Here is a 12,351-nt window from a genome sequence, read left to right on the forward strand (position 1 = left end):
AAGGGTATTCAGGTGAATTTACGCAGTTCTGCCAATTCTTATAAAAAGACGTTATTAAGACTCACTTGCGTTTGTACTGCCATGGTTTACTTTTAAATCGCCACTCGTTGAAGTAGGCGCCGCGAAGGACAATAAATGTGATCACCTATAACCAGTACACGGGCACCATGAATGACCCCTTGAATCCCATTCGCCAGCTGATTCGCCAAGCGCAGGAGCAGGATTCCGCGTCAGGCAAATTGCTCGAATTTGTGGAGTGCCGCAAAGGGCACCTGCATAACGCCATTAAATTACCGGCCGATAAGGCCACCAAAAAGCTCGCCGATTTTGTGGTGCGCTACATCAAACACGTGCCCGATTTTATCGATGCGATCCGCACCATGGCGCAGGAAGCGGGCATCTACGAGGATGTTAAGCCACTGCTGAAAATCGCCAGTGATTACTTTTTATCGCCACCGTCAATTGTGGATCCGCATAGCCAACTGCAGGCGCTGCTTGACGAAGCTTACCTTGCGCATCGTTTGCTGGAGGAAGTGAATGATCGCTTTATGGCAAAAAGTGGCATTCCGCTAGCGCCGATGGATATGACTCTCGCCAATGTGATTGCCCATGAATTAATTGGCGAGCCCTTTGCCAATGAATTGGATCAGGCGGTGCTCTTTTCAGCCGAATTGCTTCTGGATGAACAGGGGTTTACGGGCGAGCACATCGAAGACTATGTGCTTACTCACAAAGTGAAGGGCTGGCAACAGGAACTGGAGCGCTGGCCCTGTCTGGTGGAGGATCTTTCCATCAGCGTGGAGTTTGATCTGGATGACGACGAAACCGCCACCCGCCACTAGACAGGGTCGGTTTCGGCGTTAAGGGTCATATCGTTAAAGCGTGTCTCGTCAAGCATGCCTTCACTTTTGGCGACAATTACTGAAACAACCGCATCGCCGGTAATATTCACGGCGGTGCGCACCATATCCAAAAAGCGATCCACGCCGATAATCAACGCAATGCCTTCCACCGGCAACCCCACCGATTGCAATACCATCGCCAGAGTCACCAGACCAACGCCGGGCACACCGGCGGTGCCGACCGAGGCGAGGGTGGCAGTGAGTATCACCATTAGATAACCCATCAGACCAATATCGATGTTGTAGGCCTGGGCGATAAACACCGTGGCCACACCCTGCATGATGGCGGTTCCATCCATGTTAATAGTGGCGCCCAGAGGTACCGAAAAGCTGGCCACTTTGTTGTCCACCCCCAAATCGTGCTCCACCGTGCGCATGGTCACCGGGAGGGTGGCATTACTGGAGGCAGTACTGAAACCAAATACCATCACCTTCCACATTTTGCGCAGGAAAATCAGCGGGCCTAAGCCGCTCAGGGTTTTCAGCAGCAGGCCGTAGACGCCCAAACCGTGCAGCAGCAATACAAATAACACCGTAAAAAAATACTTGGCGAGATCAAGAATGGCACCAAAACCCAGCGAGGCAAACAGTTTGACCAACAGGCAAAACACGCCATAGGGTGCCAACTGCATCAACAACATCACCATCTTTAACACCACCTCATTGAGGTTCTCAAAGAAGGTGCTCATGTTGCTGCCAATAGTCCCGCCGGTGCGCGCTATGGCCACACCAAACAGAATCGAAAACACAATGACTTGCAGCATATTGCCTTCAGCCATGGCTTGAATCGGGTTGCTGGGGAAAATACTGACAAAGGTCTCTTTAATCGAGGGGGCTTCAGGTGCCGCGTAGTTGCTGGCCAAAGCCATATCCACATCACCACCGGGCTGGACTATTACCGCCACGCCCATCGCCAATGCAATCGCGAGCGCAGTAGTCAACAAATAGAGCGCCATGGTTTTGGTCGCCAGTGCACCCATACGGCTGTGCCCGCCCAGCGAAGCCGCACCGCAGACCAGCGAGACAAATACCAGCGGAACAACCAATAACTTGAGTGAGGCAACAAATACCTGGCCAATCGCATCCAACAGGCCATTGATTACAACCGTCTGCAACCATTGCCCCAGTTGCGTTGCTGGAACCTTATTCGCTTCATCCACCCCTAAAATCAGGTTAAACACTACCCCAACTATAATGCCCAGCAGCATGCCGAGCAGAATCTTGTTAGTCAGTGACATAGGAAAACCTCTTGGAATTATTGGGTATCGAGGGTAGATGACTGCGGCAGCGAACCGCCGCAGAGGGGATGAACAGGGAAAAAATTATTCGTTAACGGCGTCTTTCAACGCTTTGCCCGCTTTAAAGGTGACGGTTTTGCTGGCGGCGATTTGGATAGTGGCACCCGTCTGCGGATTGCGGCCTTCACGCGCGGCGCGCTCGCTCACATTAAAACTGCCAAAACCCAGCAGCGCTACCGACTCACCGCGCGCCAAGGCATTGGTGATCTGCTCAATAAACGCCGAGACCACCAAATCCGCTTTATTTACGCCCAGGTCAGTCGTATTGGCCAGGGCAACAACTATATCGGTCTTATGCATAATGCTTCTCCTTTAGGGTATCAAGCCGCGAGTTTACCTGCTTGCAGGCGGTTGCGGCAGGCTTGACGGCGCTTTTTCACCACCGCGCGCTGAATCAAGCTGATAAACTGCGCCCGCTCACAGCAGGCAGAGGAGATAGTTTTGCCCAGTGCGATAGCTTCCACCCACCGCAGTTTCCGCTGGCGCCCACGCCGACAGCTGCCGCCCCAAAGCCGTCCACCGCGCGCCTTATGCGCTTGGCTGGATGATAGCGGCTCACTCACCGCCCGTTTGATTGCGCTCAGCCAAGGCCAGTTTCACTTGGAGGTTCTACGTCAATATCTCGCCCTCCCCAGCCGTGAAGAACAACAAGCACTCGCCATGCCGCGGCCAGCGCGCGCATTAATCCGCGAGGTAATTCTGTGTGGTCGCAACCAGCCATGGGTATTTGCGCGCAGTGTACTGCCGTTGTACAGCCTTAGCGGTAAATTGCGCCACCTACGCAAACAGCACAATCGTCCACTCGGCGCCTTTTTGTTTAGTCAGCCGCACTTGCGGCGCAGCCCCATTGCAGTAGCCGCCTTTAGCGCCGATGATGGCTATGTGCCCGCCAGTATCGCCCGCCAGAACTCACTCTGGGGACGTCGCTCGGTGTTTGCATTGGATGGGAAACCGCTGCTGGTGAGTGAGGTGTTTTTACCCGCGCTCTGCGCTCAGTTGTTGCAGGATAAACCATCGATCAATAATCAATAACATTTGAATATCGGCTTATGACAACCCCTAAAACGCCCCGCCGCTCCGCTAAACCTGCCACTGCAAAAGCAGCTGGCACCAAAGCCGCCAGCCCAAAAACGGCAACTACAGATACGCCAAAACCGCGTACAACAGCGGCAAAAAAGGCCGGAACTAGCGGGTTTATGGGCAAACTCCAGCAAACACTGCCGCTCTACTGGCGCTTGATGCGCATGGATCGCCCCATAGGCACATTGCTGCTGCTCTGGCCCACCCTCTGGAGCCTGTGGCTGGCAGCCAAAGGCATACCCAGCGTGAAAAATCTGGTGATTTTTACTCTGGGTGTGATTGTGATGCGCGCGGCTGGCTGCGTAATCAATGACTTTGCCGACCGCAAAATCGACGGCAGCGTAGCCCGCACCAAAGATCGCCCACTCGCCACCGGCGCAGTTTCCAGTCGCGAGGCGATATTTTTATTCATTGGCCTATGCGTGATCGCCTTTGCCTTGGTGCTGATGACCAACCCGCTTACCATCAAACTCTCCGTCGGCGGTCTGTTGCTCGCCTTCTGCTACCCTTTTATGAAACGTCACACCCACTTGCCGCAGGTAGTATTGGGTGCCGCGTTTGCCTGGGGAATCCCCATGGCCTATGCGGCCGAGGCCGGTTCGCTACACGAAAACATTTGGCTGATTTACCTCGCCGTGGTGCTCTGGACGGTGGCTTATGACACCTTTTATGCCATGGTGGATCGCGAGGACGACCTTAAAATCGGCGTGAAATCCACCGCCATCTTGTTTGGCGAACAGGATCGGTTGATGACCGGCATCCTGCAAATCCTGGCGCTCTATGCGCTGATTCTGGTGGGTAATCGCTTTGAGCTGGGGCTGTTCTATTATCTGGGCTTGACGGTGGCGGGTGGTTTGTTTGCCTATCAACAATGGCTGATTCGCTTTCGCGCGCGCGAAGCCTGCTTCAAAGCCTTTTTAAATAACAACTGGGTGGGTGTGGCGGTATTTGCCGGTTTAGCTATGGATTATTACTGGCGCTAAGCCCACGCGACTGCACGCAGCTACAATTTTCTGACTTGTCATAAATATGTAACACTGAGCTTATTAAATAAGCTGCAACAATAGCTTCATGAAACGTGAAGCCTACCGTAGTTTTATTAGGCAGAAGATTATGACTGGTCGCAAAATTCTTATCGTCGACGATGAATCCGCTATTCGCGATATGTTGCGTGTGGCACTGGAGATGGCCGAGTACCAAGTGCTGGAAGCCAGTAATGCGCAGGATGCCCACGGCCTGATTATCGACGAAAAACCCGACCTGATACTGCTCGATTGGATGATGCCCGGTACCAGCGGTATTGAACTCGCGCGCCGCTTGAAGCGCGACGAAGTTACCGCTAATACTCCCATCATCATGCTCACCGCCAAAGGTGAGGAAGACAACAAAATCCAGGGGCTGGAAGTTGGCGCCGACGATTACATCACCAAACCTTTTTCACCGCGTGAATTGGTCGCCCGCTTGAAAGCAGTATTGCGCCGTGCCGACCCACAGATTTCCGCCGCCCCCATCACCGTACAGGGTCTGTGTTTGGACCCCGCCAGCCACCGCGTCACCATCCACGATCAGTCAGTCGATATGGGCCCCACTGAATATCGCCTGCTGGAGTTTTTTCTCACCCACCAGGAAAGAGCCTATACTCGCAGCCAATTGCTGGATCATGTCTGGGGCGGCAATGTGTATGTGGAGGAGCGCACGGTCGATGTGCATATCCGCCGCCTGCGCAAAGCTCTGACCATCGACGGTCACGAAGACCTGATCCAAACCGTACGCGGTACCGGCTATCGTTTTTCGACACGAATCGAAGCCTGATATCACTAAGCTGCAAGTATTCGGCAGCGGGCAAGCCTGAGCGACAATCGGAGACAGGATGTCGACGATTAGCCCCCATGGATGGGTTCACGGCGTGTCGCGCAGGCTTGCCCGCTGCCGAATACGGATCGAAACTGAGAGGCCCCCTTGTTAAAAGGTTTCAGCGCTGAACTCCAGCGCATTCTGATTATTCTCGCCACCTGCAGCCTGATTGGTTTTTTCAGCGACAACTACGCGCTGTGGATGCTACTCGGCTGTGGCATTTACATTGTGTGGATGCTCTGGCAGATGCGCCGCTTGAACCAGTGGCTGCTCAAACGCGAGAGCGAACACCCGCCGGAGGCCAGTGGCATCTGGGGGCAGGTGTTCGACAACATCTACCAACTGCAGCGCGATCAACGCATTGAAAAAGACAACCTGCAAGCGGTGATCAAACGCATCCAGGAAATCAGCTCGGCACTCAAAGACGGGCTGGTCATTCTGGACGCGCGCGGCCATCTGGATTTCTGGAACCCCGCCGCCCATCGCATGCTTGGGTTGAATACCAAAGACCAGGGGCAATCGGTCATCAATTTTGTGCGTCACCCCAAATTTGTCGCCTATTTTGAAGAGGGCAATTACGGCGAGCCGCTGGAAATTCCCTCGCCGCGTTTTCCCTCCAAACACCTGCAATTCCAAATCACCCCGTTTGGCAAAATGGAGCGATTGATTGTGGTGCGTGATGTGACCCAACTGCACAACTTGGAAAAAATGCGTCAGGATTTTATCGCCAACGTCTCCCACGAATTGCGCACACCGCTCACGGTGATAAACGGCTATGTGGAAACCCTCGCCGATAACAACACCACCCCGAGCTGGAATAAACCACTGCAGCAAATGTTGCAGCAAGCCAAGCGTATGTCGCTGCTGATTAACGATTTACTGGTGCTTTCCAAACTCGAAACCACTGAGGCGGGTCACAATTACAAGCCCATTAATATTGAGCAGCTGCTCACTATTGTGAAAAGCGAAGCGGAAGTATTAAGCAAGGATAAAAACCAACAGCTCACGCTGGTGTGCAACAACACCACGCGCCCGCTATTGTTGCAGGGCAACGAAAAAGAATTGCACAGCGCCTTTTCCAATCTGGTAATTAACGCCATTAAATACACCCAGCCCGAAGGGCGCATCAACATGCTGTTATGGCAGGACGAGAAACATTTTTATGTTTCGGTAAGCGATAACGGCCCTGGCATTGATGCCCAACATATTCCGCGCCTGACCGAGCGTTTTTACCGTGTGGATGCCAGCCGCAACAGCGGCACCGGCGGCACCGGTTTGGGTTTGGCGATTGTGAAACACGTGCTAATGCGCCATTACGCCGAATTAAAAATTACCAGTGAACTAGGCAAGGGCAGTATGTTTATTTGTGTTTTTGCACTGCCGCAATAGTTACACCGACATTCGCACATCAGGCTTATTTACTACCGGAGTCTCATCCTTTTGAGGGTGAGACCAGCATCACAATTTTTTCACACCCTGTAATTCAAAGGCTTTTTTGGCGAAATTAATCCGAATTATTGCCAAAACTCGAACGCGCTACGCAAACTCCTACCGCTCAACCCGAAAGTCGGACTCGCCAAATACAACGTTGTCATTTTAGACTCATTGCTGCTGCAAAATATCCGCACCCCGGTTGTTGGATATGAATGCACTGAACATTACCGCGCCGCTCAAGTGGCACCGGTTATACCTTTTTTACTTCCAGCAGGAGATCCAGAGTGAACAAGATCAATAAATGGCACTCACGCCTCAACCTGAAAAGTTGTGGCGTATCAGCCTTAATCATCAGCCTCAGTTCTTTGTTTGCCGTTACCGAAGCCAGCGCCCACGGCTACGTGTCATCACCCAAAAGTCGGGTGATTCAATGTAAGGAAAACGGTATTGAAAACCCCAGTCACCCCGCGTGTATCGCGGCCAAAGCAGCAGGTAACGGCGGCTTGTACACCCCGCAAGAAGTGGCGGTGGGCGGTGTGCGCGACAACCATGAGTTCTTTATTCCCGATGGCCGCCTGTGTAGCGCCAACCGCGCCAACCTGTTTGGCATGGACCTCGCCCGCACCGACTGGCCAGCCACCAGCGTGACTGCTGGTCCACTGAACTTTGTGTGGACTAATACCGCGGCGCACAAAACCACCTATTTCCGCTACTACATCACCCGTGAAGGTTACGATCACAGCCAGCCGTTGCGCTGGAGCGATCTGGAATTGATTCACGATTCGGGCCCGGAAGATCAACAAGCCGTATCTACCCATCGGGTACAACTGCCACCGCGTACCGGCCGTCATATTGTGTACAGCATTTGGCAGCGCGACTGGCTGCGCGATGCGGCGGAAGGCTTTTATCAATGTATCGATATCGACTACGGCAACGGTTCTAACCCACCGGCCAGCAGCAGCGCCTCGTCGGTTTACAACTCATCGGTAGCGTCATTGAGCTCTAGCTCCGTCGCCTCCAGCATCTCCAACAATACCTGTGAAGGTCTGGGCATTTGGAACCCGAGCATTGCTTATACCGCACCGACCCAAGTGCAACACAACGGCAAACGCTACCAGGCCAACTACTGGACGCAAAATAACAATCCTGCAAGCAACAGCGGCCAATACAGCTATTGGTTAGATCTGGGTGCCTGTGTAGGTGGTGTAGCTTCATCCTCGGTGGCATCGAGCATCCTTGCCAGCTCGTCGTCCAGCGTGAGCAGTGCGGTAGCGTCTTCATCTTCGGCCGCTACCGGCAACTGTAGCTCACCCGCCTATGTCAACGGCGCGACCTATGCTGCAGGAGCCTTGGTACAAAACGGTGGTAGCGAGTACAGCTGCACCGTGGCTGGCTGGTGCACCGTGGGAGGCCCCTACGCACCGGGTACTGGCTGGGCCTGGACCAACGCCTGGTCACTGGTGCGCAGCTGCCAATAATGGCGCAATCTTGAGTGCCGGATCTGCCCTGCAAGTCGGTTCCGGCACCCATCCAATAAAAACGGCCACTGCCTGCGCAGTGGCCGTTTTTTATGCCTGTCTGATTCGTGTAACTCAGGTGTCGCGAGAGGGTTCAGGCTGAAATTGCAAACGGGCCAATTGCTGGTACAGCTCACTCTTGTCCATCAATTCCGTATGAGTCCCTGTCGCCACAATCCGGCCCTGTTGCAACACCACAATGCGATCCGCATTCACCACCGTGGAAAGGCGATGGGCAATCATAATCGTGGTGCGGTTTTGCATCAGTCGCTCCAGCGCCTGTTGCACGGCCTGTTCGCTATTGGAATCCAGCGCGCTGGTGGCTTCGTCCAGCAATAAGATCGGGCGATCCGCAAGAATCGCCCGGGCGATAGCAATACGCTGTTTTTGCCCGCCGGATAAGCGTGCACCGCGCTCGCCCAAATCGGTATCCAGCCCCTCGGGTAACTGCTGAATAAACTCCATGGCGAATGCCGCCTCGCAGGCCGCGATAACCTGTTCGTCGCTCGCCTCGGGCCGCGCATAGCGCACATTGTCACGCACGCTGGTGGCAAAGATCACCGGATCCTGCGGCACCAGGGCGATGCGCGCGCGCACTGCCTGTAGGTCAGTGTCTTTCAGGTCGACGCCATCGAGTAATACACTGCCGCCCAGCGGGTCATAAAAACGCTGCAACAACTGAAAAACCGTGGTTTTACCGGCGCCCGAAGGGCCAACCAAGGCGACTTTTTCACCGGGATTTACGCGTAAATCAAACCCCGCAAAGACCTGTGTATCCGGCCGCGACGGATAGGCAAAATGCACCGCGCGCAGCTCTACCAAACCGGCGGCAGGCTCGGGTAACGGCAAAGGGTCGACGCGCAGCGGCAAGCTGGAAGGTGTCGCCAGCAGTTCCACCAAGCGCTCGGTCGCACCCGCTGCGCGCTGTAACTCACCAATCACTTCCGAAATAGTGCCCATCGCACTGGCGACCAACACGGCGTAAAAGATAAACGCCGACAGTTCGCCCGCGCTAATTCGGCCTGCCAACACATCGTGGCCGCCCACCCATAGGATCAATGCGACGGCACTAAACACCAGGGTGATAACTGCAGCCACCAATAGCGCGCGCTGCTGTACACGCTTGATTCCCGTCGCAAAAGTCGCCTCCACTCGCTGATTGAATACCGCACCGGCTGCCGCTTCATGGCCATAGGATTGCACGGTGCGAATTTCGTGAATTACCTCATCGGTATAGGCGCCGACATGGGCGACTGAATCCTGGCTGGCCCGCGCCAAAGTTCGCACCCGACGGCCAAAGGCGATAATCGGCACCAATACAAAGGGAATCGCGACCAATACCAGCGCCATTAATTTCAAGCTGGTCACCGCCAGCATCACCAAACCACCCAGCAGCAGCAACGCATTGCGCAACGCCATAGAAACGCTGGAGCCAATCACTGTCTCCAACTGGGTAGTATCGTTGGTCAGGCGCGAAAGCACATCGCCAGTACGGTTTTGCTCAAAAAATACAGGGGATAGCGTCAACAAATGCGCAAATACCCGGCGGCGCAAGTCCGCGGTAATGCGTTCACCCAGCCAGGACACCAAGTAAAAACGTGCGTAAGTCGCCACCGACATCAATAAAATCACCGCCAATAAACCTAACAGCGCCACATTGAGCAACTCCGCACTGCCCGCCACAAAACCTTTGTCGATTACCTGTTTAAGCCCTTGCCCAATCAGCAAAACAGAGCCAGCGGCAATCACCAGCGCTAATAGCGCTGCGGCAATACGGGTTTTATAAGGCGCGAGCAGGTCGACCAAAATCCGGCGTCGGGTCAGGGCAGTGGGCATAGCTATTCCAGAAGGGGGAAGTGGTAGATCAGCAGGAGATTGGGGAGCGCAGGTTAAATACAAGCAAACGTGCGTGAGTGGTGACCTTTGTCAGGCCGGGTCAGAAGTAAAACAGGGCGGGGAAATAACAAAATGACGGGCAATAAAAAAGGCGAGATTTTCATCTCGCCTTTTTAATCACACTTCTAAATCCGCAAGGAATTAGATAGCGGTGATGTTTTCAGCCTGTGGGCCTTTTTGGCCTTGGGTCACAGTGAAGCTAACTTTTTGGCCTTCAGCCAGGGTTTTGAAGCCTGAACCTGAAATGGCGCTGAAGTGAGCGAAAACATCTGGACCAGATTCTTGTTCGATGAAACCGAAACCTTTAGCTTCGTTGAACCATTTTACAGTGCCAGTAGTAGTTTTAGACATAGTGTTACCTATTAATACAAAAGTAAGGATTACCCCGAGGGGCGATTGTGCTGGAAATGTGGGAATTACTTATGTAAACAGGCCAAAATTCTATTACTGGAACTTCGAAATGTGGTGCATAAATATTAGACGTACTTTCAAGCTGAATCCAAGTCTACACGCCTTTGAGGCAAAGTCAATCATTTAACTTTCACTGTGCAACTCATGGGCATAACCCGAGAAGGTTATACTGTGCAGCGCATTTTCCCTGGAGGATTTTAGTATGTTGGTATGGTTGAAAAGAGTATTTTTAGGGCTTTCCGCCAGCGCACTTTGCACCAGCGCGCTGGCCCAGACCAATGATTTTACTCTGGCGGATTGGCCCACCACGGCCGCACCGTTAAAACCTGTTTATGTCAAAGCCATTATGGAGCAAGCAGGAATTCATCGCGTTTCTTTCTCACGCGATACTGCGTTTTACGTAACTGCACTGGATAGTTTTGCGCACTTGGCACAGGAAAAAAATTATCGCCCTTATTTAAAAACGTCGGTGGCGCAGAATCTGGCCACTCTCGCTGTAGTGCATTGCGATTGGAACAACGGTGTTGAACCCTGGGAGTTCGCACAAAAATATTTAGGCGCTGAACAGCTGGCCTTATTACAAACACACTACCCTGACGCCATCACTAAACTGCGGAAAAATTGTGAATAGGCGGGTCTATCCATCTAAAAATTCGTTGAATCTGTTTTAATAGACGGGCTCTTTATTGTTCTGCGCACAGACTAGGATGTTATTACTTTCTCGCCTCACTTGCGGCTACATCCTCTGTCATGACTCGTCAATCGCATCCTTATTTAATAGTACTGCTCGCTGCCGTTATTGCCACCACACCACTGGCAGTGGATATGTATTTACCGGCTATGCCCAATATCGCCACCGACTTACACACACACATTGGTACAGTACAACAGTCGCTGAGTATTTTTCTCGCCGCCTATGGTGCGGGCATGCTGTTGTTTGGGCCACTTGCAGATTCCCTCGGACGGCGGCCACTGGCGATTTTTGGCTTAACCGGTTTTACCCTCAGCAGTATTGCGCTGGCGTTAGTACAAGATGCGCAGATATTTTTACTCTTGCGCGCAAGCCAGGCATTTTGTGGCGCGGCCGCCACCGTGGTAGTGCCGGGCTTGGTGCGGCAGTTGTATCAGGAACACACCGCCAAGGGCATGTCCTATTTATCCATGATGATGATGCTCGCCCCGCTGCTCGCACCGGGCATTGGTAGTGTGATTTTATGGTTCAGTGAATGGCGCAGTATTTTTATTGTGTTAGCGCTTTACGGAGCGATGATTTTTGCACTGGTGTGGAAGTGGCTGCCTGAGATTAGCCAGCCAATTGCTAGTAATGACAATGCACCCGCAGGATTTTTTAGCGGTTATAAAATTGTATTTTCCAATCGCCAGGCGCGGCCGATGATTCTGAGTATGATGTTCGGGTCGTTTGCGTTTTTTTGTTTTATCACTGCCGTATCGTTTGTATACATTAATTATTTTGGCGTGAGTGAACAAACCTTTAGCCTGCTCTTTGGTGCCAACGTGATTTGTTTAATCCTCGCGAATTTTATTAATAGCCGCCTGGTTACGCGGGTTGGCTCGCTGCGGATGTTACGCTGTGGTTTAGCGATTGCGCTAATTAGCGCCTTTGTTTTATTTCTCGTGAATTATTTGCAGCTGGGCCTGTTATGGACAGTGCTGAGCATAGCGCCACTGATGGGGGCCTTGACGCTGATGTCCACTAATGCTGATGCAATTGTATTGATGAAGTTCCCGCATCACAGCGGTACGGCGACTGCGGTTACCGGAACTTTACGGTTTGGCAGCGGTGCCTTTGCCGGGCCATTACTTGCTTATTTTTATACGGGAACTGCCATGCCTTTTGCGCTGCTGATGCTCAGCGGTGTCGGCGCAGTTGCCCTCTGTCAACTCTGGTATTGGTTTGTGGATAAACAACCTGTGCCGGGCGCACTGTGAGTGAATATC

General features: G+C 52.9%; 12 protein-coding genes. 8 read left to right on the forward strand and 4 right to left on the reverse strand.

All coding sequences use genetic code 11. The features are described from left to right. The first annotated feature begins 137 nt into the window (after window positions 1-137). Window positions 138-842, forward strand: coding sequence for a hypothetical protein (locus O59_RS01610; RefSeq protein WP_007638838.1), 705 nt, complete (start codon window positions 138-140; stop codon window positions 840-842). On the opposite strand, the gene O59_RS01615 is transcribed toward O59_RS01610, so the two are convergent. Next, window positions 839-2,140, reverse strand: a complete 1,302-nt coding sequence (locus tag O59_RS01615; RefSeq protein WP_007638840.1) for a dicarboxylate/amino acid:cation symporter — start codon at window positions 2,138-2,140, stop codon at window positions 839-841. The genes O59_RS01610 and O59_RS01615 overlap by 4 nt on opposite strands. Window positions 2,141-2,224: 84 nt before the next feature. After that, window positions 2,225-2,500, reverse strand: coding sequence for an HU family DNA-binding protein (locus O59_RS01620; protein ID WP_007638849.1), 276 nt, complete (start codon window positions 2,498-2,500; stop codon window positions 2,225-2,227). 141 nt (window positions 2,501-2,641) lie between these two features. Here O59_RS01620 and O59_RS01625 point away from each other — a divergent pair, with 141 nt between their 5' ends. The 5 genes from O59_RS01625 to O59_RS01645 all read left to right on the forward strand — a co-directional run bounded on the left by O59_RS01625 (window position 2,642) and on the right by O59_RS01645 (window position 8,046). Continuing rightward, window positions 2,642-3,232, forward strand: coding sequence for a chorismate lyase (locus tag O59_RS01625; protein WP_007638851.1), 591 nt, complete (start codon window positions 2,642-2,644; stop codon window positions 3,230-3,232). Between the two features lie 164 nt (window positions 3,233-3,396). Further along, window positions 3,397-4,263, forward strand: coding sequence for a 4-hydroxybenzoate octaprenyltransferase (gene ubiA, locus O59_RS01630; RefSeq protein WP_040391326.1), 867 nt, complete (start codon window positions 3,397-3,399; stop codon window positions 4,261-4,263). A 130-nt stretch (window positions 4,264-4,393) separates the two neighbouring features. Then, a complete protein-coding gene (gene phoB, locus O59_RS01635; RefSeq protein ID WP_007638853.1) occupies window positions 4,394-5,092 on the forward strand; it encodes a phosphate regulon transcriptional regulator PhoB in 699 nt (232 codons plus the stop codon). A 147-nt stretch (window positions 5,093-5,239) separates the two neighbouring features. Further along, the gene (gene phoR, locus O59_RS01640) at window positions 5,240-6,523 is read left to right on the forward strand and encodes a phosphate regulon sensor histidine kinase PhoR (protein ID WP_007638854.1); all 1,284 of its coding nucleotides are present in this window, start codon (window positions 5,240-5,242) and stop codon (window positions 6,521-6,523) included. Window positions 6,524-6,852: 329 nt separating this feature from the next. Further along, on the forward strand, window positions 6,853-8,046 hold the full coding sequence (locus O59_RS01645) for a lytic polysaccharide monooxygenase (RefSeq protein WP_007638856.1): 1,194 nt from the start codon (window positions 6,853-6,855) through the stop codon (window positions 8,044-8,046). Between the two features lie 114 nt (window positions 8,047-8,160). On the opposite strand, the gene O59_RS01650 is transcribed toward O59_RS01645, so the two are convergent. Both O59_RS01650 and O59_RS01655 read right to left on the reverse strand, forming a co-directional pair. Further along, window positions 8,161-9,921 (reverse strand): ABC transporter transmembrane domain-containing protein, encoded by a 1,761-nt coding sequence (locus O59_RS01650; protein ID WP_007638857.1) that lies wholly within the window; start codon window positions 9,919-9,921, stop codon window positions 8,161-8,163. Between the two features lie 201 nt (window positions 9,922-10,122). Next, window positions 10,123-10,332, reverse strand: a complete 210-nt coding sequence (locus O59_RS01655) for a cold-shock protein (RefSeq protein WP_007638858.1) — start codon at window positions 10,330-10,332, stop codon at window positions 10,123-10,125. A 262-nt stretch (window positions 10,333-10,594) separates the two neighbouring features. Here O59_RS01655 and O59_RS01660 point away from each other — a divergent pair, with 262 nt between their 5' ends. Together O59_RS01660 and O59_RS01665 are read left to right on the forward strand one after the other, a co-directional pair. Further along, on the forward strand, window positions 10,595-11,023 hold the full coding sequence (locus tag O59_RS01660; protein WP_007638862.1) for a hypothetical protein: 429 nt from the start codon (window positions 10,595-10,597) through the stop codon (window positions 11,021-11,023). Window positions 11,024-11,142: 119 nt separating this feature from the next. Then, window positions 11,143-12,342, forward strand: coding sequence for a Bcr/CflA family multidrug efflux MFS transporter (locus O59_RS01665; protein WP_007638865.1), 1,200 nt, complete (start codon window positions 11,143-11,145; stop codon window positions 12,340-12,342). Window positions 12,343-12,351: the final 9 nt, after the last annotated feature.

The sequence above is a fragment of the Cellvibrio sp. BR genome (genome assembly GCF_000263355.1).
GTDB lineage: Bacteria > Pseudomonadota > Gammaproteobacteria > Pseudomonadales > Cellvibrionaceae > Cellvibrio.